A 25,131-nucleotide genomic window follows, 5' to 3' on the forward strand; every position below is an offset into this window, starting at 1 on the left:
GTTAGCTCTTTGGACTAACAAGCCCTTCATCCCATTCAAATCGAGCAAATAACTGCTGCCATGTCTCATCGATATTCGCTTTCATCACGATCTCTTCATTGGTAAACGGATGAACAAAACGAAGCTCTGATGCATGCAATAACAAACGGTGAGAATCAAATTCAGTTCGATACAGTTTGTTGTGCTTACCATCACCATGAGAAGTGTCACCCACGATCGGATGACGTAAGTGGGCCATATGACGACGAAGCTGGTGCTTACGTCCCGTTTTGGGTTTCATTTCCACTAGACAATAGCGCGTGGTTGGAAACTTCCCGGTAGAGTACGGCACTTCAACTTTTGCCAGAGGTTTATAAGCCGTGACAGCTTCTTGCGCTTCTTTTTCCTGAGAAGCGAACTTGTCCGCAATTTTATCCAATTCGACTTTAAGCGCGTAATCTAAAACACCCTCTTCCTCAATCCAGCCGCGCACGATGGCATGATAGGTTTTTTCCATTTTATGCTCAGCAAACATCGGCATCACTTGAGATGCGACCTCACTGGAAAGTGCGAACACTAGTACTCCAGACGTTGGTCGATCTAAACGGTGCAGAGGAAAAACGTGCTGACCAATTTGATCACGCAACGTTTGCATGACGAACTGGGTTTCGTGTTTGTCTAACCAACTACGATGTACCAGCATACCGGCAGGCTTGTTCACCGCTACAAAGTATTCATCTTGATAAACAATCTCCAATTCCACTGGAGAAACGGCTTGTGATGTTTCTTGTTCTGACATTGAGGTTACTTACATAGTTCGTCGATAGTTCGGATGGTGACCAATAGCTCAGCGTATTGCGGCTCTTGTTTCCACACCTCTGAAAAATAGGGTTCAATTGAAAAACCACGTGGCAAAGGCTGGTTGCTTTCAACCAAAACGCGCATTCGGGCAATAAATATCCACTGTAACCATTCATGTGGATGAAGGGTATCTATCGCAAACGGCTCCACACTTTGTAATGCTTGTGGCGATGGCATCGTTTGTTGCCAAAGTCGGTGCTTGTGCAGTTGCCCTTCAAGTTGGTGAAGTAATTCCGCCAATTTTGTGCTTGTAGTCATTAACTTTTACATATCGAACCTTGAATTAGCCGAGAATGATACCATCTCTTGTGAAAAGAACGTTAGGACGTCGTATTTAATGGAAAACATTCAGACCCTCACTCAATTGCTGCACAACAGCAACTGTGATTATCAAATCTTCGACCTTGGTCGTCGCATCAAGGCCATTGAGCCACAAGTCTTTGCCGATGTGGAAAAAGGACAGTGCCCGTACCCTTTCCCGATGCAGCGCAAAGCACATCTGGCCATCGCTTACTGGAATGAGCAAAAGCAACCTTGGATTTGGTTTCTTAAGTTCGAGCTCGATGAACGCGGCCTATTGAAGCAGTCTGATATTGGTAACTTCATAAAATACGTGGTTGAAGCCATGGGGACACGCCTGAGTGACGATATGTCTGAAGATCAGCAACAAAAGCTGTCCAATAACCCATATACCTTTAAACCTTCTGAAGACAAAATGGCGGTATTCCATAGCTTAATTCGCTCTAGTTTGGATCTGCCCACCAGCCAGTATTACGAACATACACAGCACTATTTCTCTGGTGGTCTTGGCTGGGAAAACTGGCAGACTGTCGGCGTGCAAGGTATTACCGACATGGCTGCTCGCTTAGGCAAAGAACAAAATGCGGTAGCCTTGCGCAAAGCCATTCACCATCTACCAAACGAGCCTTTGTATGCACTGTTAGGGGCACTAGAACACGTAGACCTTCAAGAGCGTCTTGCAGAGCGTATCGCTGAAAAAGCACACAAAGAGATAGAGAGTAACGAACCCGATCTATTCTTGCTGTCTGCACTCATTCGAGCATTAGCAGGAGCACCTACAAACATCGCTCTTCCTGTGTTAAAAGCGATTCTGCAAAGCCCTCGTCTCAGCCACCAAGAAGTACTGATTGGCATTGCAGGCCGTACTTGGCATCTACTAGCCGACGCAGAAATCGCAGAACAATTCTTACTGCGTCTTGCTCAAACTGGCAATCAAACCCTGTTTAATCAACTCTTTGCTGATTTAGTTATGCTGCCAGAACTGAGAATGGTATTTCTGCCATTGCTGCATTCCAGTCCATCCGAAGAATTGACGCGTGCGCTCGTCAATTTACAGCAAGCGACAAAGGGTTAATAAAGGGTTAGGGATGATAGGAGATCTACTGGCAATATTGGGACTGTGCTTTTTCTGTTTTCTATTTTGGCAACAGCGCCGTCAATCTGAACTGGCAAAAGCAGCAATAACAAGGAAATGTGATCAGTTGGATCTCCAATTGGTGAGCATCGCTTTTGGTGCGCATAAACTAAAAACGCCAGATGGACTCTGGCGTTGGCATACTGTGTATCAATTTGAGTTTTCATCCCTTGGCGATGACTGCTACCAAGGGGAATTGACTATGGTTGGTTTCAGGCCGCAGAGCTTTCACCTACCGCCTCATCGCTTGTAAAGGTCATTTCTAAGTAAGGACCGTATAAGTCCTTACTTTCACGGGTGACAACAAAACCAAGTTTTTCCAAAACAGCCAATGAAGCGTGATGGCCACTATTAACATTTGCGGTAACTTTGTGCAGGCCTAACTCTCGACAAGCTTTCGGGAAGAAAGCCTTCAGCGCTTCTGTCGCTAAACCTTTCCCCCAGTAAGCTTTATCAAAGATAAATCCTAGCTCTGGCTCAGAGTCGAGCTGAGAAATAAAGATATGCCCCATATAATCACGGCTGGAACTTTCGAGAACAGCCAGGCTATAAATATTTCTATCATCCAGTATTTTTTCAAATAGCTGTTTAGCAGATGCTACAGTATGCGGACCGTTCATTTCGGCGCGGTTTTTTGCGCAGCAGTTAAGCATTACAAACTCGAGTTGTAACGACTCATCGTAGGGTAGAAGAAGCATTCTTCTGGTCACTATGGCCACATCATTTCCTTGATTACAACAAACCAAAAATACCCGCATATCGCGTATTCTAAAGATACGATTCATCACCTGCGGGGCATAAAACTTTGTAGAAAAGCCAAAAGTAAACCAACTGATTGGAATGGGCACTATTCGATAATTGCTTAATTAACAACATGTTGAATTGCAATTTATTATTATATTGTTCTTATCTTATGATAATAATTTTATTACAGTCACTAAATGCTTATGTAGGAATCGTCTGACAATGTTGTCAGTTCTTAACGACTTCCTTATTTTTGGTTATATCAGCCATTCGAGCGTAATTAATCGCCTCTTCTCACCAATAACGTCATACTGACCAAATTTAAAGCATTTACTTTAAATAAGAAAAACCCCGACACAAAAGTATCGGGGTCATGATCTTACTCGCAGCAGTCCGGCTACTAAATAATGCTCCATGCATCATCCATAATAGTGACTGAATCCATCAGTACTGTCCTTCGTCGCCGTCCTAGCGGTGTCCTTATCAATCCTGATAGCCAACATTCCCCGTTAGCGCACTTCACTTGTTCCTTGAGCGGTGTCCATTGCATCGTCCTGATGCTGTCCTGCCTCAATCCTATGAGGGGTCCATTGTCTATCCTTAGTCATCAACATCCTATTGATGATTGTGTCCGTACAATGTCCAGTGCTCCGTGCTTGTTCACTCATCCCAAGTGACCAAATCGTCTTCCTGACGACAACCAATCCGTGGTGCTTTCCTGTTCCGTGTCTGCATCCTGCTGACAAGGTTTAATTTACTCTTTTCTTTTGCAATCACAATCATGCCCACTAACATTTTTTCAGAATTTAATTGTTAAATAAAAGTTAAAATCAAATATATCAATGTATTACAACAAGGTCTTTCTGTTTATCTGCTAAAGAAATCGTTTTCTCTCACACCGCTTGTAAGAGATCTCTCACAAGATGCGATCCAAATTGCCATTCGCTAAATGTAGCCGCTCGACGTATGATGATAACAATATCGTTGTTAAGGATTGAAAATGTTAACCCAAGACGTCACTAAAGAACTGGAAACGGTAATGGAACAGCTCCAACAAGAGGGCAAAGAACCGAGTGTGGCTCTAGTTAAAGCACGAATGAAAACGCCAGTCCCTATGCCTGCACTCATCACTGCGCTTAAGAGCTGGAAGAGCGCTAATCGTGTTCCAAAAATTGAAATCGCCGCACAAAAAACATCGGAAGAAGACCGTCTGACTACGCTTGAAAATACAATCGCCCAATTGACGGCACGTATTGAAGCGCTAGAAAAAAAACTGAGCGAGAAAAAATCATGAAGCTTTGGGTAGACGCAGATGCTTGCCCAAAGGTCATTCGAGAGACCATTGTTCGCGCAGCAGAACGCACTGGTGTTGAATGCACTTTTGTCGCCAACCACATTGTACCTGTTCCGAAAAGAGCAAATATTCATTCGCTTCAAGTGCCGGCAGGCTTTGATATTGCCGATAACGAAATTGTGAGACGAGTGGAAGCCAATGATTTGGTGATCACCTCCGATATCCCACTCGCCGATGAAGTGATAACCAAGGGCGCACTGGCATTGAGTTCTCGTGGAGAGCTTTACACCAAAGACACCATTAAAGCACGCCTCAACATTCGTGATTTTATGGACACCATGCGTTCTAGTGGCATCCAAACCGGTGGTCCTGCTTCACTGTCACAAACTGAACGCCGAGAATTTGCCAATCACTTAGATAGAATTCTCGCCAAGCGTTAACCAAACGTCCAAAACGAAGAAAGCCTGCGAAGTTCGCAGGCTTTTTTGGAGCTGTGTGAGGTGCTTTTTATTACGGCGTGTAGTAAGTTGCCGCGCCTGGACCTACTGGTAGACCAAATACGAATACCCATAGGTAGAACAGCACACTCCAACCTACGATAAAGCAGATTGAGTAAGGTAGCATGGTCGCGATTAACGTACCGATACCTAGATTCTTCATGTAGCGAGTTGCAACCGCTAGAATCAAACCAAAGTAACTCATCATTGGTGTGATGATGTTGGTTGTCGAGTCACCGATACGGTAAGCAGCCTGAATAGTTTCAGGTGCGTAACCCACTAGCATAAGCATTGGTACGAAGATTGGCGCTGTTACAGCCCACTGTGCCGATGCAGAACCGATCATCAGGTTGATGAAGCCACACATTAGAATGAATGCGAAGAACAACATAGGACCAGTCAGACCGATGCTTTGCAGGAAGTCTGCACCCGCAACTGCGAATACCTGACCAAAGTTCGTCCATTTAAAGAAAGCAACAAACTGCGCTGCAAAGAATACCAGTACGATGTACATGCCCATAGAAGACATAGATTTAGACATCGCATCGATAACATCGCGGTCAGTTTTCATCGTGCCTACAACTTTACCGTATACAAAGCCAGGGATAGCAAAGAATACAAAGATGAAAGCAACGATACTTTTCAGGAATGGTGAACCAGCAATAGTACCTGCGTCAGAGCGTAGAACGCCGTCTTCTGGAACGATTGTCCAAGCCAATAGTGCTGATACTGCCAGAATTGCAATACCTGCCAGTTTCAGACCTTTCTTTTCTAGGTCTGTCAGGCCACCCATTTTGTCTTTAGACAGATCTTCTGAGGCTTCTTCTTCGTTGTATTTGCCAAGTTTTGGCTCAACGATTTTCTCAGTAACAAATGCACCCATGCCTGCAATAAAGAAAGTAGAGACAAACATGAAGTACCAGTTTACTTCTGGGCCTACTGTGTAGTTTGGATCGATCATTTGAGCTGCAGTTTCAGTGATACCTGAAAGCAGTGGATCGACCGTACCGATAAGTAGGTTTGCAGAGTAACCACCGGATACACCAGCAAATGCAGCAGCAAGACCAGCAAGAGGATGACGACCTAATGAGTGGAAAAGCATTGCAGCCAGTGGAATCAGTACCACGTAGCCAAGCTCTGATGCTGTGTTAGAAATGATACCAGCAAAGACGACCGTCACTGTAACCATGCGCTGAGAAGCACCCATTACAAGACCACGCATCGCTGCTGAAAGTAGGCCTGAGTATTCTGCAATTGCAACGCCAAGCATTGCTACAAGTACTGTACCTAACGGTGCGAAACCAACAAAGTTTTTCACTAGGTTAGTAACGATAAGTTGTAGACCATCAGCGTTAAGTAAGCTGACAACGTGAATCATACCGTCTGCGGAACGACCACTTGCACCCTCTGGACGAGGGTCCATAACTGAAACTTCGAAGTAACCAGCTATGCCCGACATCACCAAAATGGCTAAACAGAAAATGGCAAATAGTGTAATCGGGTGGGGTAAAAGGTTCCCCAAATATTCGACAGTATCCAAAAAGCGCGTAAACAGCGGCTTTTTAGGCGTGTTTTGTTTAATTGAAGCAGATGAACTCATCTGTTCCCTCCTTGTTTTTATTCCTATGCAAATGTGACAAAGTTGTCAAAAAGCGAGCGAAGGGTACTTGAGTAAAGAGTCAATTCAAAGTCAAAAACGTTACAAAGTGTAACTAATAGACAAACATTTAACCACTTAACATTAAAAATGCAGATATTTCATCCATATAAAACAGATAAATCAACACTATCAATTAAACAAAACCATAATCAACCGAGATAATATATTGCTACTTCTGTACGGCCTTGAATCTAGGGTTCGTTTTGCAAATAACGTACAGACGCCCTCTTCGTTTCACTATCTGGCAGTCAGGATGACGGCTTTTCGCACTCTTTAATGATTTAACCACTTTCATGTCTTTCTCCTTATTCTTTAGTAAATTGCCCAAAACGACGATTAAAGTTAGCAATACGTCCTTCAGCCTGAACCACACGCTGTTTGCCCGTATAATACGGATGAGATGCTGACGACACGTCCAAAGTCATGTACGGGTACGTTTTACCGTCTTCCCATTCGATGGTTCGGTCAGTTTTAAGGGTTGAACCAACAACAAAATATTTATCTACGCTGGTGTCGTGGAAGACCACTGGGCGATATTCAGGGTGGATACCTTGTTTCATCGTGTTTTCCTTTTGAGATTTAATGTTATGTTATGTTATAACATTTTAATTAATAACTATTCTCATAAAGAAATGCAAGAGAAATATGTGGTACTTTCTGCATTAATAGTTTTTGCGTGAAGATACTTAAAGATGTCCACTATATATTCCATTGAGCCAATTGGCATCATTGAAACTCCATATAAAGAAAAATTCGCGGTTCCTCGCCAGCCACGTTTGGTTCCCGCCGCAAAAGCAAGAGTAAAACTATTAGGCGAAGCAAATAGCCCAGAAGCGGTCAGAGGATTAGAGCAGTTTTCTCATGTGTGGTTGCTGTTTCTCTTCGATCAAAATTTAGAGGCTGGCTGGAAACCGACAGTCAGACCACCACGTTTAGGCGGCAACGAAAGAGTGGGCGTGTTTGCTTCTCGATCGACTTTTCGACCAAATGGCATCGGTATGTCAGCCGTGGAAGTAAAAGGCGTGATCAAGCAGGGTGACCAAATCTACCTGGATCTAGGCAGTGTCGATTTAGTTGATGGCACACCGATTATCGACATTAAGCCCTATATCCCCTACTCGGATTCAATTCCAGATGCGCAAGGTGGTTATGCGGGAGAAGAACCAGAAAAATTGCCTGTTACTTTTTCTTCGCAAGCTCTCTCATCACGAGCGTTAGCAATGGTGAAAAAGCAATCCAATAGCGATAATGTACTGTCAGTGATAGAACAAGTCTTAGCGCAGGATCCTCGTCCGGCGTACAAGAAAAACAAGCCAGACAGCAAAGAATATGCGGTAAATTTGTTCGATTTAAACGTCAAGTTTACGGTTAAGGACAACTTAATAACGGTTACCGCGATCGAAAGCTTTTGACAAAGCCAATTGGCTGATATTATAGGCGGCTAACAAATTTCCCATTGTGGGACTTCCATACTCTCGTCAGCACTGACATGAGTTATTAACTTAAATAAACGGATAAATTTAATGCGTACCAGTAATTATCTTCTTTCTACTCTGAAGGAGACTCCAAACGACGCAGAAGTAGTGAGCCACCAGCTCATGCTACGTGCAGGTATGATCCGTAAGCTGGCTTCAGGTCTATACACCTGGCTACCTACTGGTCTACGTGTAATGCGTAAAGTCGAAAACATCGTTCGTCAAGAAATCGACAATGCAGGTGCAATCGAAACTTTGATGCCCGTTGTTCAGCCGTTTGAACTTTGGGAAGAGACAGGCCGCAGCGAGAAAATGGGTCCTGAACTGCTTCGCTTTACTGACCGCCATGAACGTCCGTTTGTTCTTAGCCCGACCGCTGAAGAAGTGATCACCAGCTTGGTACGCAACGAAGTAAGCTCATACAAGCAGCTTCCTTTGAACCTGTACCAAATCCAGACTAAATTCCGTGACGAACGACGCCCACGCTTTGGCGTAATGCGTTCTCGTGAATTCTCTATGATGGATGCCTACAGCTTCGACATCGACAAAGAAGGTCTGCAAAAGTCATACGACGCAATGCACGATGCTTACTGTAAAGCCTTTGACCGTATGGGTCTGGATTACCGTCCTGTACTTGCAGATAGCGGTGCAATTGGTGGTAGCGGCTCTCAAGAGTTCCACGTACTGGCTGAAAGTGGTGAAGACCTTATCGCCTTCTCTACTGAGTCAGACTACGCAGCGAACCTTGAAAAAGCAGAAGCTTTGGCACCTGCGGACTCAGCTCCAGCGCCAACTCAAGAAATGACACTGGTAGACACACCAGATGCGAAAACCATCGCACAGCTGGTAGAACAACACGGTCTTGCGATCGAAAAAACCATCAAGACACTATTCGTTAAAGCGTCTGATGAAGTTGATGCACCGATCATTGCCCTACTCGTACGTGGTGACCACGAACTTAACGAGGTAAAAGCAGAAAACCTTCCACAAGTTGCAGCTCCATTAGAAATGGCGACAGAAGAAGAAATTCGTGCTCTTGTTGGCGCAGGTCCAGGTTCACTTGGTCCGGTTGGCCTTAAACTGCCATTCATCGTTGATCGCAGCGTCGCGGTAATGAGTGACTTCGCTGGCGGTGCTAACATCGACGATAAACACTACTTCGGTATTAACTGGGGTCGTGACGTTGAGCTTGGCCAAGTTGAAGATCTACGTAACGTGGTTGAAGGCGACCCAAGCCCATGTGGTAAAGGTACTCTACAGCTTAAACGTGGTATCGAAGTTGGCCACATCTTCCAGCTAGGCAAGAACTACTCTGAGAAGATGAACTGTGGCGTGCTTGGTCCAGATGGTAAGAACGTTATTCTGGAGATGGGCTGTTACGGCATTGGTGTTACTCGCGTAGTTGCTGCTGCTATTGAACAGAACCACGATAAGTACGGTATCATCTGGCCAGACGCGCTTGCGCCGTTCCAGGTAGCAATCGTACCAATGAACATGCACAAGTCAGAAGAAGTGAAAGAAGCGGCTGAGAAGCTGTACGCAGAACTGACCGCTATGGGTGTCGAAGTACTGTTTGATGACCGTAAAGAGCGTCCGGGCGTAATGTTCTCTGATATGGAGCTACTAGGCGTACCGCACACGATCATCATTGGCGATCGTTCAATGAAAGAAGGCAACTTCGAGTACAAGAATCGTCGTAGTGGTGAGAAAACAGCCGTAGCAATGGCTGATATTGTTGAGCACATTAAAGCTCAACTACAATAAGTTCTAAACAAATCTTGTTGTTAGAAAGGGTTGGCTTCGGTCAGCCCTTTTTTTGTACCTATAGCCCACCATGAACCACCTTTGATTAATCCATGCTCAATGCGAACAACTAATTGAGGCAAGACAAGTCTCTGCTTTGAGTTTCAAATCGGCTATGTGTATATTTGAGACCAGTTATCACTTTTAAGGATTATGCAATGCAAGTATACGGCTGTTGTGAACTAGTTCGTGAGCTTTACGCTCAAATCGGCAGTGGCGATCAAGCTTATGTGCCACAAGCAATTTCTTGTGCAGTAAAAGCGTTGAATGACGTTGCTGCAAACGAGTCATTACCGCAAGAAACTCGTGAAGCTGCAGCATTTGCCGCGGCAAACTTACTGATTTCTGATTTTGAGGATAAGTAATGAATCTAGCGAATTTTGAGTCTATGGATCCTGTGATGCTGATGAGCATCGTCAACATGAAGCTACGTGATGACTTTGGCGGCGATTTGGATAAGCTAGTGGCTTTCTTTGATATTGACCGTGCAGCGCTGGAAGCAAAGCTGGCAACTGCAGGTTTTGATTTCCTTCCGGAAGCTGGTCAGTTCCGTTAATACGTTAGCTAACCGAAAGAATACAAAAAGGGCTTGATGAACAATCATCAAGCCCTTTTCTTTTATCTATGAATCAGTCGATTATCCGAATGAAGCCCAGATAACGGTAGCCACAAGCACCGGACAAACAAACTTCACATAAGCTGGCCATACTTTACCAAACCAGCCTAAAGTAAATTCTGGGAAGCCTTGTTCGAGCTCTTTAATCTTCGAGTTACGGCTCCATACCCAGCCACCAAACAGACAGAACAGTAACGCCGCCGTTGGTTGTAAGTACTGAGTCGCCACAGTTGCCACCAAGCCGAACATTGCACCGAAGTTATAAACAATCACGACACTGAACAGAGCAATTAAGCCGCCAAGAACCCAGCTGGTTCCGCTGCGTTTGGTATTAAAGCGTTCACTTACCAGCGCTACCGGACACTCAAGCATAGAAATAGATGATGTCAGCGCAGCAATTGTCAGCAATAAGAAGAACACGATTGAGAACAACTGGCCAAGGAGGCCCAGGCTATCAAACATCAATGGTAATACCGTAAATACCAAGGTATCCGAGCTAAGCAACGAGCCATCATCCGCGTAAATCTGAACACCTTTCTGCATCGCTACGAACATCGCAGGCATAACGACCAGACCAGCAATAAATGCTACGGCGGTATCGACTAGAGTCACGTTCATCGCCATTTTAGGCAGGTTCTCTTTTTTGCTTAAGTAAGAACCGTAAATCAGCATCGAACAGCCACCAATGGTCAGTGAGAAGAAACCCTGCCCCATTGCAGCCAAGATAAGCTTTCTGTCCCAAACTTTTTCAAAGTCCGGTACCAGGTAATGCTTAAGGCCTTCCATTGCACCGTTTTGTGTCATGATGTACACAAACAGCAAGCCAAACAGCACAAACAGTGCAGGCATCAAACGCGTTGACCATTTTTCGATACCTTCTTTAACGCCACCCTGTACGATCAAAACGGTAAGAACATAAAAAGTAATCGTACCGAACAGGTTGCGCTCTACACTGAATCCTTTGAACCAAGCGGTCACTTCTACCAAGCCCATGATGTCAGTGATCGCACCAAGTAAAAAGCAGATCAACCAACCGCCAACAATGGAGTAAAACGCTAATACCGCGCTTGGTACACTCAGACCGATCCAACCGACCAGACCACCAAATTTCTTAGCGACAGGGTTATGCGTCAACGCACGCATGCTATCGACTGGGTTTGCCTGACCATGACGACCAATCGCCATTTCAACCACAAGCATCGGGAAAGCGACGATTAGAATCATCACCAAGTAAACTAACAAGAATGCACCACCACCATTGCTGGCAGCCTGCGTTGGAAAGCCCCAAATATTGCCCAGACCCACTGCCGCACCTGCTGCAGCTAAAATGAATCCGAGACGAGAGCCAAAATGCTCACGAGGCTGAGAAGAATTTTGTTGTGTCATACCACTCACACAATACATCAATGAACTAGTTGGCTAGTACATTATAGAAATATCAACTAATCAGCAAGAGCAAGTAGGTTAAATACTCGACAACAAGAACGATCAGCAGAAATTCAGTTTGTAAAATATTACGTACATCTCAAAGTTTGTCGTAATGATGCATTTGATGATCAGAGATTACCTAGCAGAACGCTCAATAAAACGTCAGCTGCATGTGATGGTTTAAATGCCCATATAGCAAAAGAGCGCACAATGGCGCTCTCTTTGGTTATGTTCAGAAGCTAAATAGTAAAGACTCGGTAATCTTTCAGCTCTGGGATTTTCTTCAGGACGTTATCCTCCTGAGCGGCCATATCATCGAGTGAGTCACACAACTCTTCCGCTTTCTGCTCTATACCTTGCGAGTGCTCATTGATACGTTGTTCAACTTTTGCACTCAACTCCGTCATACTTTCAGACAGCGCCGTCAGATTAAGCCCGTCTTCTTCTTGCATCTTTTTCGACAACGCTTCAAACGCACTTGCCAAAAACTCTTTGTTGAAGATTTCCTGAGCTTTAGCAAAATCGTCCGTCCAGCTTTGAGTCATCGATTCAAAACTTTCAGCAGGCAAAATAAAGTCACCGTCTTTGTAGTAGCGCGATTCTACGTCTTCAAAAAATGTTTTGACCGATGCTTTTACATTGTCAAATGCGTCAGGTGCATCCAGACTCGCCGCGACATCATCGATGATGGCATTCGCCAGCTCTAAACCATCACTCGCCAATTGTTTAGCCTGAGGGATGTAAGCGTTCATTTTCTCTCGATAACCTTCAAGCGCGGCTTTCTGGTCAAAATCAAGTTCAACTTGCTCCCCTTTAATAAACAGGTTGTTATCTTCATCGACAACTGCACTATCGCCAGTAGTCTGATGAATTTCCAAACTCTGTCCATCCAGGCGAACTTCATTATTGATGTCCACACGACACTGTGCTGTATAGCCAGAAGCACTCACTACCAGCAATGAAAATGTAAGCAGTTTCTTCATGTCTTTCTCTTTAATTCAACCTTACTAATGTTAAACATAACACTGGGTTATAGATTTGATGTCAGAAAACCGTCACCACGGCATAACTAATTGTTTTGTCGGAAATTTTAATATTGACATCATCACCCTCTTCTTTCCCCATGAGTGCTCGACCTAGCGGGGACTTCGCCGTTAAGACAAAAACTTGTTTACCTTGCCACTCAACGGTTAACCCACCAGAGCAAGGGCCGATGAAAAAGCACTTTTCAGTCAAGTCATCGTCTTCCAGTAAGACGACAGCTCCGACGCCAATCGGTGCATCTGTAAAGTCTTTAACCACTAGCGAACGGTACTGGCGCAATTCTTCTTCACTCTCCTGAACTCGCATTGCCTGACCATGAGCAAGATAGGAAGCCTCTAACGCCAAAGTGTCGTACTTGTGTTCTGGTACCGTTTCTTCATCCGTCGCGGCATCAATAGCTCTCTGAGTAGAAGCGTGTGCAACCTGAAGTTTTTCTTCCAGCTTTTGAATGATTATTTGGACTAACTCTGCTTTGTTCATACTTTTAAGACGCACTTTTAGCACAAAGATTATGGTATTGTGCCCTAGTTTATCATCAAAGGAAGGTTTACCTATTATGCAAAGTATTCCGTTGCAACAAACACTTCAATCTGTGTTTGGTTTTGACTCGTTACGCTCAGGCCAACAACCTGTCATTGAAGCCGTGATGAGTGGCAACTCAGCAGCGGCAATCTTTCCGACAGGTTCCGGTAAATCACTCTGCTATCAGCTACCCGCAACTCAGCTGCCAAACCTTACTTTGGTGATCTCTCCCCTACTTGCCCTAATGAAAGACCAACTTAGCTTTTTACAAAGTAGAGGCATTGCGGCAGCATCCATTGATAGTAGCCAAAGTCGGGAAGAGTCTCAGAAAGTCATGGCCGGCGTGAAAAACGGCCAGATAAAAATTCTGATGATTTCAGTAGAGCGTCTCAAGAATGAACGCTTTCGTGAGTTTATCCGTCAGATCCCAATATCATTAATGGTGGTAGACGAAGCACACTGTATTTCCGAATGGGGGCATAACTTTCGCCCTGATTACCTGAAATTGCCGCAATATCAGCGTGAGCTGAACATTTCCCAATCCTTGCTGCTTACCGCTACAGCAACACCCGCCGTTATTGACGATATGCAGCAGAAATTCAATATCGCCAGTGAACATATTACCGTTACGGGCTTCTATCGTCCCAACTTAGATATTTCAGTGGTGCCAAGCCAGGAATCAGAAAAGCAGACTCAGCTAAATACTATCGTGGCAGCCCAGCCTACCTTGCCAACCATTGTCTATGTGACTCAACAACAAACAGCTGAGCAGGTGGCAAAATCGCTAATTCACATCGGCATTAACGCCCATGCTTATCATGCTGGAATGAAGAGTGACGTCCGGGAAAAAATTCAGCAGCAGTTTATGGATAGCCAAATCGACTGTATTGTCGCAACGATTGCCTTTGGTATGGGCGTGGACAAATCGGATATCCGCCGTGTGATTCACTTCGACCTGCCGAAATCAATTGAGAACTACGCACAGGAAATTGGTCGAGCCGGACGTGATGGTCAACGCTCTGAATGTATTTTACTTGGTAATACATCTGGTCTGACGGTACTGGAGAACTTTGTCTATGGTGACACCCCTGAACGTACCTCCATCAGCTATGTATTAGAGCAAGCGCGTGAACACACTCCTCAGTGGGAAGTCGTGCCATTGCGCCTGTCTCGCGACAGCAATATACGCCAGTTACCGCTAAAAACACTCTTGGTGTATCTGGAGTTAAAAAAAGTTATCGAGGCCAAATACAGCTACTTTGCTGAATATCGCTTCAAGTTTCTCCAAGATCAGCAATTTATTCTTAATCAGTTTCAAGGGGAACGACGCCAGTTTGTAGAAGCCATTTTCACTTGCTCAACAAAGGCCAAAGTATGGTGTCAGGTAGATTTAGACGCACTCTGGATGCACTATCAATCAGAGCGAAGCCGTGTGGTTGCGGCACTGGATTATTTTCATCAAAACGGATGGATTGAACTGGAGAGCAAACAGTTAACCGATGTGTACGCGGTTCTTCCTACTCAACAAAGCTCAGAGACGCTGGAACAACATCTTTACGACCTGTTTCAATCTAAAGAGCGCAAAGATATCGAGCGTATTCATACGATGTTGGGCTTATTTCAATCGTCAGAGTGCTTAAGCTATCAGCTGGCACACTACTTTGCTGATCTCAACGCGCCTACAGAGTGCGGTCATTGCTCTGTTTGCCGTGGCCAAATCGCGGTGTTTCCGGCTCAGTCAAATGAACCACCAGAACATGAACAGGTCGTATCCTGGGTGAGGGAATTTGTACAATTGTCTCCGACCACCATCAGCAATGAGGCAGTTGCCCGGTTCCTATGTGGGATTAGCACACCGCTTATCAGCCAACTCAAAGCGACAAAAAAATCCGGATATGGCGCGATGGCCAATGTATCCTTCGATAAAGTCATCGAGCTGGTGAATGAAGCCCGTGCTTAAAGGAAACAGTTGTTAATAAAAACCACGCTTAGAAGAAGCTGAGCTGGCGAGCTTGTGTTTCCGGCTTGAGCATCACACTCAGGCCTAAAAGGCGGATTTCTCGTCCCTGCTGGCGCTTGAGAATATCTTTAAGCAGAGTTTTGAAGTCATTTAACTCAAGCTGTGGATGGATGTGCTCAATCGTCGTGAGCTGAAAATCGGCGAACTTCACTTTTATGCCTTGCTTGATGATCGACTTGTCAGGGCTAGCGCGCTCTAATCGTTTCTCAAGCTCGGGATAAAGTTTACTTTCTATTACCTGCCAACATTCGTCGTAAGTGGAGATATTCTGGCTAAACGTACGCTCTACACCGACAGACTTTCTCTCTCGTTCAACGACCACTTCTCTGTCATCAATTCCCTGACTCCGTTTCCATAATGACGCACCTTGGCGGCCAAATTGACGCAGCAACTCTCGGTAGTCACTGTTTTTAATGTCTTCACAAAGGTAGAAACCCGCTTGATGCAGTTTTTCCAAGCTGACTTTGCCCACTCCCGGAATTTTCTCCAATGGTAATTTGTCCACGACTTGCTGAACTTTGTCTGGAGGAATCACGAACTGGCCGTTGGGTTTATTCATATCTGACGCGACTTTGGCGAGAAATTTGATTGGTGCGACCCCTGCAGAAGCCGTCAAACTAAGCTCATTCCAGATATCTTTTCGAATGGCTTCAGCGATAAGTGTCGCGGAACCGTGACATGCTGTGGCATCAGTCACGTCCAAATAGGCTTCATCTAAAGATAGGGGTTCAATAATAGGGGTATAACGTTCAAAAATCGCTCTAATTTGCTGAGAAACCTGCTTGTAAACATGCATGCGTCCCGGCACAACAACCAGATTGGGACACAACTGTAACGCCCGAGCAGTCGGCATCGCACTGCGCACGCCATACTTACGTGCTTCATAGTTACAGGTGCTAATCACCCCACGCTGTTTCTCATGGCCACCGACAGCCAGTGCGACGTTTCGGTAATTTGGGTTATCTCTCATCTCTACGGCAGCATAAAAACAATCCATATCGACATGAATGATTTTTCTGATTCGCTCTGACATAAACCACATTATACTGTTTAAAAATACAGTATAGATAATTTCATAGCCGAAGAAAATGAAAGTTTAACGGGCGAATTAACCGTCAAACTCACTACGCTTGGTAAGTCATTGACTGAGCGGTTATTGCATCTGTTAGTCCCGCAACATAACGTCCAGTTGATCGACCAACTCAGCCCAATCCGCATCTTGCTCAATAGCCTGCTTCAAGAAAGCTGACTGTGAGCGTGTCCAAAAGCTCGCTTCATATATCGGCGCAGAATCACGTTTATGTCGATGGTTATTAACAAAGTCTTTAATTTCCCTTGGTGAACTACCTAAACCGAGCTGCTCAAACAATTCGGTCATTCCGTGTTGATGCATTTCCATATCTACCTCCTCAAACAGGATCACTAACCAAGAGTATATACCCTGTCAGGCAGACGATAAAAAATAACCCAGCATATAGCTGGGTTATTAATGTCTGATAATTACTCTTTACAGAGTTATGCGATTCGGTCTTTTTCCCAAGCCGCCAGCTTCTCTGCGCGGGCAGCTTCACGAGCTTCGCGCTTTTTACGAGCGTCACAAGGCTCCGGACAGTTACATACTTTTTCAATGCCTACAGCACCGAGGCCGCCGCAGCTACCTTTTACAACTTTTTTCTGGATGATATAGCCGATCGACATTGCCGCAATCACAGCGACAAACACGGCAAATGTAATTAGAAATGTACTCATAAAGACATGCTCACTTATGTAATTATTGGCTTACGTATGGCTTGTAGGCATCTGATGCCAGCTCTTTAAAGCCATCTTCGGTCTTAACAATCATTAGCACCGGAATATTGTTTTCTTGTGCTACTTGCATCCCTTTTACTTCGCCCATCACCATCAGGCCAGTCGCTAGACCGTCTGCAGTCATCGACGATTTGTCCAGTACCGTTACTGAGACCACTTTGTGGTTGATCGGTTTCCCTGTTTCTGGATTAATGATGTGTGAGTAACGAATACCATCACGCTCAAAATAGTTACGGTAATCGCCAGAGGTCGCAATAGCCATCTCACCCGGCTCGATGATCTCTTGGATAGCTCGCTCTTCAACAGACGGCTTCTCAATCGCTATACGCCAAGATACACCTTCACGGTTAATACCTTTCACACGCATTTCACCACCGACTTCCACCATGTAGTTCATGATGCCTTGAGATTGAATGTAATCTGCCACAACGTCAACGCCCCACCCTTTCGCGATGGTAGACAAGTCTACGTATAGGTTTGGAATGTCTTTCTTCAATGTGTTGCCTGCAACTTCTAGGTGTTCGATACCTGTCATAGCGCGACGCGCCGCTAGTTCTTCATCACTTGGCACGACTTCAGGGCGAGCTTCCGGGCCAAAGCCCCATAAGTTAACCAGAGGCCCTACGGTCACATCCAGTGCACCCATAGTTAGTTTATTCAATCGAATCGCTTCTTTTACAACGGTCGCGGTTTGAGGTGATACTTCAAATGCATCAGATTCGGTGTACTGGTTGAAACGACTTAGCTCTGAATCTTTACGGTAAGTCGACATTTGATCGTTCACTTCTTCGAGTAAACGGTCGACTTCTTTTTGTAGTTCAGCCGCAGCTGGAATACCTTCCGCAGCAATGTATTTAATGTTGTAAGTCGTCCCCATTGTAGGGCCAGTTAGATGTACTTGCTCTGCTGGCTGTTCACAACCTGCAAGAACTAAAAGAGAAGCAAAAGCAACAAGCCACTTTTTCACTTGTTTAACTCCTATGGAAAATTGAAATGGATATAGAGAATAAGTTGTGTCGATATAAACCGATTTTCTATATCAATTAATATTCAGAAAAAACAATGGCTGACCCGTAAGAGTCAGCCACAAATTTCAATTACTTAGGTGGATTAACCACCGAAGTCATCTAGAAGGATGTTTTCATCTTCTACACCGAGATCTTTCAGCATGCCGATAACAGCCGCGTTCATCATCGGTGGACCACACATGTAGTATTCACAATCTTCAGGAGCTTCGTGATCCTTCAGGTAGTTTTCGTACAGTACATTGTGGATGAAACCAGTGTAACCATCCCAGTTATCTTCTGGCATTGGATCAGATAGAGCACAGTGCCATACAAAGTTGTCGTTTTCTGCTTGTAGGCCGTCGAAATCTTCTACGTAGAACATTTCACGCTTAGAACGTGCACCGTACCAGAAAGACATCTTACGCGTAGAGTTCAGACGCTTAAGTTGGTCAAAGATGTGCGAACGCATCGGAGCCATACCAGCACCACCACCAATGAATACCATTTCAGCATCAGTGTCTTTCGCGAAGAACTCACCAAATGGACCAGAAATCGTACACTTGTCACCTGCTTTAAGAGACCAAATGTATGAAGACATGATACCAGGTGGTACGTCAGGATTATTAGGCGGCGGCGTAGCGATACGCACGTTTAGCATAATAATGCCTTCTTCTTCTGGGTAGTTAGCCATTGAGTAAGCGCGGATTGTCTCTTCGTTTACTTTAGACTCGTAACGGAACAGGTTAAATTTGTCCCAATCTTCACGGTACTCATCTGGTACGTCGAAGTCAGCATATTTCACGTGGTGAGCAGGCGCTTCAATCTGGATGTAACCACCAGCACGGAAAGGTACTGATTCGCCATCTGGAATTTGTAGCTTAAGCTCTTTGATGAATGTCGCTTTGTTATCGTTAGAGATAACTGTACATTCCCACTTCTTAACGCCGAAGATTTCTTCTGGAAGTTCGATGTCCATGTCTGTTTTCATTGCAACTTGACATGCTAGACGCTCACCTTCACGTGCTTCACCTTTAGTAATGTGGTCAAGCTCGGTAGGAAGGATATCACCACCACCAGATTTAATTTTTACGCGACACTGACCACATGAGCCACCGCCACCACAGGCAGAAGAAACGAAAACACCAGCGCCAGCAAGAGCGCCTAGTAGTTTACCGCCTGGTTGTGTAACGATCGCCAGATTAGGGTCGTCGTTCACAGAAATTGTAATGTCACCTGTTGGTACAAGCTTAGACTTAGCGAAAAGAATCACTAGTACTAGAGCAAGTACGATCAGAGTAAACATCACTACACCAAGAATAATGTCCATTGACTATTCCTTAATTGTTGCGGTTTACCCGACTTACAGTTGAACACCAGAGAAAGACATAAAGCCTAACGCCATTAGACCTACAGTGATGAACGTGATACCTAGACCACGTAGACCAGGAGGTACGTCAGAGTACTTCATCTTCTCACGGATACCTGCAAGAGCAACGATTGCTAGCATCCAGCCCACACCAGAACCGAAACCGTAAACAACAGATTCAGCAAAGTTGTAGTCACGTTGTACCATGAAAGATACACCACCGAAGATCGCACAGTTTACTGTGATCAACGGTAGGAAGATGCCTAGCGCGTTGTACAGAGGTGGGAAGAAACGGTCTAGAACCATTTCTAGGATCTGTACAAGTGCAGCGATTACACCGATAAAGGTGATGAAGTTTAGGAAGCTAAGATCGACACCTTCAACTAAAGCGTTTTCTCTCAATACTAGGTTGTAAACAAGGTTGTTTACTGGAACAGCGATAGTAAGTACTACTACAACCGCAACACCTAGACCAAAAGATGTCTTAACTTTCTTAGATACCGCAAGAAACGTACACATACCTAAGAAGAAAGACAAAGCCATGTTTTCGATGAAAATCGATTTAACTAACAGACTAATGTAATGTTCCATGACGTCCTTACTCCTTCGCTTCTACTTGTTCTGGTTTCAGAATACGGATTGCCCAGATTAGGAAGCCGATTAGGAAGAATGCTGATGGCGCTAGAAGCATCAGGCCGTTTGGCTGATACCAACCACCGTTGCTCACTAGAGGTAGGATTTCCATACCAAATAGTTTGCCCGAGCCGAATAGCTCACGGAAGAAACCAACAGTGATAAGAACGAAACCGTAACCAAGACCGTTACCGATACCATCGATAAGAGATGGGATTGGCGCAGATTTCATTGCGAATGCTTCAGCACGACCCATTACGATACAGTTCGTGATGATAAGACCTACGAATACTGATAGCTGTTTAGAGATATCGTAAAGGTAAGCTTTTAGCACCTGGTCTACCACGATTACTAGCGATGCGATGATAGCCATCTGAACGATGATACGTACGCTGTTAGGAATGTGGTTACGGATTAGAGACACTGAGAAGTTAGACAAAGCAGTTACAAACGTTACTGCCAGCGTCATAACAAACGCAGTTTCTAGTTTAGTTGTTACTGCCAGAGCAGAACATACACCAAGAACCTGTAGCGCGATTGGGTTGTTGTCCAATACTGGCGCTAGAATGCTCTTTTTAACATTTTGTGCACTAGACATTAGTTCAGACCTCCGTCACGAACTTTTGCTAGGAATGGACCAAAGCCCATGTCACCTAACCAGAAGTCAAATGTGTGTTGAACACCGTTACTAGTTAGTGTCGCACCTGACAGGCCGTCAACACCGTGCTCAGAACCTGCTGGCGCACCACCTTTAACAACCTTGATAGCTGGTTTGTGGTTTTCGTCAAACAGTTTCTTGCCTACGAATTGTGCGCGCCAGCTTGGGTTCTCAACTTCACCACCAAGTCCAGGAGTTTCACCCTGCTCGTAGTAAGTGATACCAGATACTGTGTTGCCATCTGTTTCAACAGCAACAAATGCGTACATCATAGACCAAAGACCATTACCGTGAACCGGAATGATAACTTTAGATACTGCGTCGCCGTCTTTCACTAGGTATACAACACCTGTATTCGCACGACGAAGGATCTTCGCTTTGTCATCTTCAGCAGATAGCTTGATAGACTCAGCAGGATCTTTTGCAGCTTTACGCTGATCGTAAGTTGCAGCGTTACCTTCTACAAAGTCACCAGTATTAAAGTCAACCAGACGTGGTTCAATGTATTGTGCAAATAGCTCAGGTACTTTTTTACCTGAAGCATCAATGCCCGCAACTTCAACGATCTTAGATTGCTTATCTAGTACAGCGTTAGCTTTTTGCTTATCGCGTAGACCTACTGCTGCTGTTGATACGATGATTGAACAAACAAGGCTCAACCCGACAACAACACCCAGCGTCTTTTTAATGCTGTCGTTATTACTTGCCATAGCGTGCTTGTCTCCGCTTGATGTTCTTCTCAATAACTAAGTGGTCGAACAGAGGTGCAAACAGGTTCGCGAATAGAATCGCCAGCATCATACCTTCTGGGTACGCTGGGTTAACTACACGGATAAGAACACACATTACACCGATTAGAGCGCCGTACCACCATTTACCTTTGTTGGTAAATGAAGCAGATACAGGGTCTGTCGCCATAAAGAACATACCGAATGCAAAACCACCTAAAACTAGGTGCCAGTGCCATGGCATGTTGAACATAGGGTTAGTATCAGAACCGATAACGTTGAACAGCGTTGCTGTCGCGATCATACCGATCATTACACCCGCAATAATGCGCCATGAAGCGATTCGCATGTACACGATCATCGCTGCACCGATCATCAGAGCAAGAGTCGATACTTCACCAATTGAGCCAGGGATGTTACCGATGAAAGCATCCATCCAAGTGATAGGAGCACCAGAAACTGTGTTTACCAGAGCACCGTTACCACCTTGAGCCCATTGGCTAAGAGCAGTCGCACCAGAGAAACCGTCAGCAGCAGTCCACACTACGTCACCCGAGATTTGCGCAGGGTAAGCGAAGAATAGGAATGCACGGCCTGCTAGTGCAGGGTTTAGGAAGTTACGACCTGTACCACCGAAGATCTCTTTCGCAACAACAACACCGAAGGTAATACCTAGTGCAGCTTGCCATAGAGGAAGTGTTGGCGGAACGATAAGTGCGAACAGGATAGAAGTTACAAAGAAACCTTCGTTAACTTCGTGCTTACGCACCATACAGAACAGAACTTCCCAGAAACCACCAACAATAAACACTGTTGCGTAGATTGGTAGGAAGTAAGTCGCACCTAGTAGCATCTTACTGCCAACCCCTGCATCAGCGGAGATGGTTCCACCAAACATTTCGGTTAGCCAGTAATGCCAGTTGCCTGCTACTACTGTCGCTAGTTGGTCACCAGCGTGCATGTGAGTCAGTGCTGCGATAGCTTGGCCACCCGCGTTGTACATACCCCAGAACATTGCTGGGAATACCGCGAACCAAACCATGATCATGATACGTTTTAGGTCAACGCTATCACGAACGTGTGAGCTTCTCTTTGTTACAAGACCCGGAGTATAAAACAGCGTTGCTGCTGCTTCATAAAGGGCAAACCACTTCTCATGTTTACCACCAGGCTCAAAGTGATGCTCGATGTCTTCAATAAATTTTTTAAGAGACATGAAAATTACCCTTCCTTCTCGATCTTATCTAGGCATTCACGAAGTAGCTGACCGTACTCGTACTTACCAGGACAAACAAAGGTACACAATGCTACGTCTTCTTCGTCTAGTTCTAGAGCGCCAAGTGCTGCTGCACTATCTGTATCGCCTGCACATAGATCACGAAGTAGCAGAGTAGGTTCCATATCTAGTGGCATTACGCGTTCGTAGTTGCCAATTGGAACCATTGAACGGTCACTACCATTAGTCGTGGTTGTCATGTTGAACAACTGACCTTTGAATAGGTGACCAAGGAATGAGCGAGTTACAGAGAACTTGTTCTTACCAGGCATTGCCCAGCCGAACAGCTCTTTTTCATAACCTTCACGTAGAACAGACACTTGTAGGTTGTAACGACCTAGGTAAGCGTGAGGACCAGTTGCATGAGTACCTGTTAGTACCGAACCAGAAATCACACGAACTTCACCTGGCATTAACTCGTTGTCTGTCACGTCGTCTAGGCTAGCACCTAGCGTCGTACGAACTAGACGAGGGTTATTCACTACTGGACCAGCCAGAGAGATAACACGGTCAGTGTAAAGTTCACCAGTTAGGAACAACTTACCGAACGCAATAACGTCTTGGTAGTTGATGCTCCACGCCACATTTTCAGCATTTACTGGGTATAGGAAATGCATGTGGGTGCCAGCAAGACCTGCTGGGTGAGGGCCATCGAAGACGTGTTCTTCAATGTTAGACTGTGAAGAGCGTGGCAAGCTAGTGCCAGATTTACATACGTAAACCTTGCCTTCTGTCAGGGCTGAAAGAATGTCTAGACCAGCAACGAATGCTTCTTGTTGCTCGTTAATTATCAACTCAGGATTAGCTGCTAGTGGATTAGTATCCATTGCAGTTACAAAAATCGCCTTAGTTGAAGACTCGATTGCTGGAACCTTGCTAAACGGACGAGTACGTAAAGCGGTCCATAGGCCAGATTCAACCAATTGAGTCTTGATCACTTCACGATCTAGACCAGAAAGTTGAGAGGCTTCGAACTTATCGAATGTCACCTGCTCTTCACCTGCCACTTCAATCACTACTGATTGAAGGACACGTTTAGCGCCACGGTTAACTTCGATCACTTTACCGGCTGCCGGTGCAGTGAATTTCACGCCAGGGTTCTTCTTGTCTTCAAAAAGAACTTGCGCTTTTTTCACTTCATCACCAACGCGGACATGCATGGTTGGACGCATGCCAACGTACTCTTCGCCAAGCAAGGCGACTTTTTTGATGGTCTTACCATCATTAATCACCTGGGATGGAGTTCCTGCGATAGGAAGATCCAAGCCCTTCTTTATTGTAATCATACGCACTTGCACTACTTTTATCGGGAAAAAGATTCTTTTGATTGCGTAACTTTTAGACACGACATTAGTGTCCGGTTTCAGTGTTGTTTTAAACACTAAAATCGCAACATCCTATTAAAAATCTCGTTACAAGAAATACTCGAGATTTCTCAGGTGCAATATTCTAGCATTTTTTAGGAACTTGATGCCATGACCAATCATAAGAATAGAGCGGATATTTAGGTAGAATAAGGTCTAAAAGGTCAAAGAATACTCATAACTTTGACCAATCGCACAAATACAATATTCCACACATACCGTATGGTAAAGCAACATTCACCGGCTGAAACAATCTTTGATTTTCATTCATTTGTTGAAACACTGTTAACGTAATTTCTTTAACCGGGATAGCTCTATTCTTTGGTGTTACGCTTGGTAAAACGAAAAAAAAGATGGTTTCCACCATCTTTCAAAAATCTATTTTTAATGGCTTTAACGACCACCACCGACACACATTGGGCTATCAGGCGCGCCATTTTGCTCGCTCTTCCATTCCTCATCGGTGTAAGTATGAATCGCTAATGCGTGAATGTGATTATCCAACTCATCTGCGAGAATTTGATGAACCTGTCGGTGCCTGCCAATCAGTCTATGTCCAGCAAACGAGTCGCTAACAACGATGACTTTAAAGTGGCTTTCTGAACCTGGCGGTACATTATGCATATAGCTTTCATTGATCACTTTTAAGTAGCTAGGTTGCAGCTCACTATGCAGCTTTTTCTCTATGATTTCTTGGATCATATTCGTTCCTCATCGATTCGAATTTCATAAGTATATACCCAACTCACGGTAACTTGCAGTATCCAGCTCTCGCTGTTGAAGTATAAGTCTAAAAATTAAATCCTAACGTCAATCAACGCAATAGTTTAAAACTCAGAGTTGAGTCATGTCTGAGCCACTGAATAACGTAAAAGCAAGTAAACTCAAAATTTAACAGCTTTTTGTATCTAC

At 44.7% G+C, this 25,131-nt stretch carries 29 protein-coding genes; 9 read left to right on the plus strand and 20 right to left on the minus strand.

What is annotated here, in order from left to right; all coding sequences use genetic code 11:
• Position 1: 1 nt before the first annotated feature.
• Positions 2–778, minus strand: a complete 777-nt coding sequence (truC, locus tag VEJY3_RS12125; protein ID WP_014232768.1) for a tRNA pseudouridine(65) synthase TruC — start codon at positions 776–778, stop codon at positions 2–4.
• Positions 779–783: 5 nt separating this feature from the next.
• Positions 784–1,098, minus strand: coding sequence for a YqcC family protein (locus tag VEJY3_RS12130; protein WP_014232769.1), 315 nt, complete (start codon positions 1,096–1,098; stop codon positions 784–786).
• Between the two features lie 79 nt (positions 1,099–1,177).
• On the opposite strand from VEJY3_RS12130, the gene VEJY3_RS12135 reads away from it, so the two are divergent.
• Both VEJY3_RS12135 and VEJY3_RS24815 read left to right on the plus strand, forming a co-directional pair.
• On the plus strand, positions 1,178–2,215 hold the full coding sequence (locus VEJY3_RS12135; protein ID WP_014232770.1) for a DUF3549 family protein: 1,038 nt from the start codon (positions 1,178–1,180) through the stop codon (positions 2,213–2,215).
• Between the two features lie 13 nt (positions 2,216–2,228).
• Positions 2,229–2,528: a DUF3301 domain-containing protein gene (locus tag VEJY3_RS24815; protein WP_014232771.1), complete on the plus strand. Its 300-nt coding sequence runs from the start codon at positions 2,229–2,231 to the stop codon at positions 2,526–2,528.
• On the opposite strand, the gene VEJY3_RS12140 is transcribed toward VEJY3_RS24815, so the two are convergent.
• A complete protein-coding gene (locus tag VEJY3_RS12140) occupies positions 2,488–2,973 on the minus strand; it encodes a GNAT family N-acetyltransferase (RefSeq protein ID WP_049794640.1) in 486 nt (161 codons plus the stop codon). The genes VEJY3_RS24815 and VEJY3_RS12140 overlap by 41 nt on opposite strands.
• Before the next feature lie 1,046 nt (positions 2,974–4,019).
• Between VEJY3_RS12140 and VEJY3_RS12145 the strand changes: the two genes are divergently transcribed.
• Both VEJY3_RS12145 and VEJY3_RS12150 read left to right on the plus strand, forming a co-directional pair.
• Positions 4,020–4,313 carry a hypothetical protein gene (locus VEJY3_RS12145; protein ID WP_014232774.1) on the plus strand — a complete coding sequence of 98 codons (294 nt, stop codon included), beginning with the start codon at positions 4,020–4,022 and terminating at the stop codon, positions 4,311–4,313.
• Complete coding sequence (locus tag VEJY3_RS12150) at positions 4,310–4,753, plus strand: YaiI/YqxD family protein (protein WP_014232775.1); 444 nt, start codon at positions 4,310–4,312, stop codon at positions 4,751–4,753. The genes VEJY3_RS12145 and VEJY3_RS12150 overlap by 4 nt, the downstream gene beginning before the upstream one ends.
• A 70-nt stretch (positions 4,754–4,823) precedes the next feature.
• Here VEJY3_RS12150 and VEJY3_RS12155 read toward each other — a convergent pair whose 3' ends face one another.
• From VEJY3_RS12155 to VEJY3_RS12165, 3 genes are all read right to left on the minus strand, one after another.
• Entirely contained in the window at positions 4,824–6,410 is a 1,587-nt protein-coding gene (locus VEJY3_RS12155) for an AbgT family transporter (protein ID WP_014232776.1), read from the minus strand.
• 229 nt (positions 6,411–6,639) lie between these two features.
• A complete protein-coding gene (gene ykgO / locus VEJY3_RS12160; protein ID WP_005380299.1) occupies positions 6,640–6,765 on the minus strand; it encodes a type B 50S ribosomal protein L36 in 126 nt (41 codons plus the stop codon).
• A gap of 10 nt (positions 6,766–6,775) precedes the next feature.
• Positions 6,776–7,030 carry a type B 50S ribosomal protein L31 gene (locus tag VEJY3_RS12165; RefSeq protein WP_014232777.1) on the minus strand — a complete coding sequence of 85 codons (255 nt, stop codon included), beginning with the start codon at positions 7,028–7,030 and terminating at the stop codon, positions 6,776–6,778.
• A gap of 141 nt (positions 7,031–7,171) precedes the next feature.
• Between VEJY3_RS12165 and tsaA the strand changes: the two genes are divergently transcribed.
• The 4 genes from tsaA (at position 7,172) to VEJY3_RS12185 (ending at position 10,304) form a co-directional block, all read left to right on the plus strand.
• The gene (gene tsaA / locus VEJY3_RS12170; RefSeq protein ID WP_041170370.1) at positions 7,172–7,882 is read left to right on the plus strand and encodes a tRNA (N6-threonylcarbamoyladenosine(37)-N6)-methyltransferase TrmO; all 711 of its coding nucleotides are present in this window, start codon (positions 7,172–7,174) and stop codon (positions 7,880–7,882) included.
• Positions 7,883–7,993: 111 nt separating this feature from the next.
• Positions 7,994–9,709, plus strand: coding sequence for a proline--tRNA ligase (locus VEJY3_RS12175; RefSeq protein ID WP_014232779.1), 1,716 nt, complete (start codon positions 7,994–7,996; stop codon positions 9,707–9,709).
• A 197-nt stretch (positions 9,710–9,906) separates the two neighbouring features.
• Positions 9,907–10,113: a YaeP family protein gene (locus VEJY3_RS12180; protein WP_014232780.1), complete on the plus strand. Its 207-nt coding sequence runs from the start codon at positions 9,907–9,909 to the stop codon at positions 10,111–10,113.
• On the plus strand, positions 10,113–10,304 hold the full coding sequence (locus VEJY3_RS12185) for a DUF4250 domain-containing protein (RefSeq protein WP_005456636.1): 192 nt from the start codon (positions 10,113–10,115) through the stop codon (positions 10,302–10,304). The genes VEJY3_RS12180 and VEJY3_RS12185 overlap by 1 nt, the downstream gene beginning before the upstream one ends.
• Before the next feature lie 81 nt (positions 10,305–10,385).
• Here the strand turns inward: VEJY3_RS12185 and VEJY3_RS12190 are convergent, their stop codons facing one another.
• The 3 genes from VEJY3_RS12190 to VEJY3_RS12200 all read right to left on the minus strand — a co-directional run bounded on the left by VEJY3_RS12190 (position 10,386) and on the right by VEJY3_RS12200 (position 13,316).
• The gene (locus VEJY3_RS12190) at positions 10,386–11,750 is read right to left on the minus strand and encodes a sodium-dependent transporter (protein ID WP_014232781.1); all 1,365 of its coding nucleotides are present in this window, start codon (positions 11,748–11,750) and stop codon (positions 10,386–10,388) included.
• A 281-nt stretch (positions 11,751–12,031) separates the two neighbouring features.
• Positions 12,032–12,775, minus strand: coding sequence for a YggN family protein (locus VEJY3_RS12195; RefSeq protein WP_014232782.1), 744 nt, complete (start codon positions 12,773–12,775; stop codon positions 12,032–12,034).
• A 61-nt stretch (positions 12,776–12,836) separates the two neighbouring features.
• Positions 12,837–13,316: a GreA/GreB family elongation factor gene (locus VEJY3_RS12200; RefSeq protein ID WP_014232783.1), complete on the minus strand. Its 480-nt coding sequence runs from the start codon at positions 13,314–13,316 to the stop codon at positions 12,837–12,839.
• Positions 13,317–13,392: 76 nt separating this feature from the next.
• Between VEJY3_RS12200 and VEJY3_RS12205 the strand changes: the two genes are divergently transcribed.
• Positions 13,393–15,318 (plus strand): ATP-dependent DNA helicase RecQ, encoded by a 1,926-nt coding sequence (locus VEJY3_RS12205; protein ID WP_014232784.1) that lies wholly within the window; start codon positions 13,393–13,395, stop codon positions 15,316–15,318.
• A gap of 28 nt (positions 15,319–15,346) precedes the next feature.
• On the opposite strand, the gene dinB is transcribed toward VEJY3_RS12205, so the two are convergent.
• The 11 genes from dinB to bolA form a co-directional block, all read right to left on the minus strand.
• The gene (gene dinB / locus VEJY3_RS12210) at positions 15,347–16,375 is read right to left on the minus strand and encodes a DNA polymerase IV (RefSeq protein ID WP_231119388.1); all 1,029 of its coding nucleotides are present in this window, start codon (positions 16,373–16,375) and stop codon (positions 15,347–15,349) included.
• Between the two features lie 168 nt (positions 16,376–16,543).
• A complete protein-coding gene (locus VEJY3_RS12215) occupies positions 16,544–16,777 on the minus strand; it encodes a DUF2789 domain-containing protein (RefSeq protein WP_014232786.1) in 234 nt (77 codons plus the stop codon).
• 116 nt (positions 16,778–16,893) lie between these two features.
• Complete coding sequence (nqrM, locus tag VEJY3_RS12220; protein WP_014232787.1) at positions 16,894–17,127, minus strand: (Na+)-NQR maturation NqrM; 234 nt, start codon at positions 17,125–17,127, stop codon at positions 16,894–16,896.
• 22 nt (positions 17,128–17,149) lie between these two features.
• Complete coding sequence (locus VEJY3_RS12225; protein WP_014232788.1) at positions 17,150–18,154, minus strand: FAD:protein FMN transferase; 1,005 nt, start codon at positions 18,152–18,154, stop codon at positions 17,150–17,152.
• Between the two features lie 143 nt (positions 18,155–18,297).
• Entirely contained in the window at positions 18,298–19,521 is a 1,224-nt protein-coding gene (gene nqrF, locus VEJY3_RS12230; RefSeq protein WP_014232789.1) for an NADH:ubiquinone reductase (Na(+)-transporting) subunit F, read from the minus strand.
• Positions 19,522–19,554: 33 nt separating this feature from the next.
• On the minus strand, positions 19,555–20,151 hold the full coding sequence (gene nqrE, locus VEJY3_RS12235) for an NADH:ubiquinone reductase (Na(+)-transporting) subunit E (RefSeq protein WP_014232790.1): 597 nt from the start codon (positions 20,149–20,151) through the stop codon (positions 19,555–19,557).
• 7 nt (positions 20,152–20,158) lie between these two features.
• Complete coding sequence (locus VEJY3_RS12240) at positions 20,159–20,791, minus strand: NADH:ubiquinone reductase (Na(+)-transporting) subunit D (RefSeq protein ID WP_014232791.1); 633 nt, start codon at positions 20,789–20,791, stop codon at positions 20,159–20,161.
• Positions 20,791–21,561, minus strand: a complete 771-nt coding sequence (locus VEJY3_RS12245) for a Na(+)-translocating NADH-quinone reductase subunit C (RefSeq protein WP_014232792.1) — start codon at positions 21,559–21,561, stop codon at positions 20,791–20,793. Before VEJY3_RS12245 ends, VEJY3_RS12240 begins: the two co-directional genes overlap by 1 nt.
• Positions 21,551–22,795, minus strand: coding sequence for an NADH:ubiquinone reductase (Na(+)-transporting) subunit B (locus VEJY3_RS12250; RefSeq protein WP_014232793.1), 1,245 nt, complete (start codon positions 22,793–22,795; stop codon positions 21,551–21,553). The genes VEJY3_RS12245 and VEJY3_RS12250 overlap by 11 nt, the downstream gene beginning before the upstream one ends.
• Positions 22,796–22,800: 5 nt before the next feature.
• Positions 22,801–24,141 carry a Na(+)-translocating NADH-quinone reductase subunit A gene (locus VEJY3_RS12255; protein WP_014232794.1) on the minus strand — a complete coding sequence of 447 codons (1,341 nt, stop codon included), beginning with the start codon at positions 24,139–24,141 and terminating at the stop codon, positions 22,801–22,803.
• Between the two features lie 471 nt (positions 24,142–24,612).
• Positions 24,613–24,921: a transcriptional regulator BolA gene (bolA, locus tag VEJY3_RS12260; protein ID WP_014232795.1), complete on the minus strand. Its 309-nt coding sequence runs from the start codon at positions 24,919–24,921 to the stop codon at positions 24,613–24,615.
• Positions 24,922–25,131 lie beyond the last annotated feature (210 nt).

Origin of the sequence: Vibrio sp. EJY3, assembly GCF_000241385.1 — a bacterium.
GTDB lineage: Bacteria > Pseudomonadota > Gammaproteobacteria > Enterobacterales > Vibrionaceae > Vibrio > Vibrio natriegens.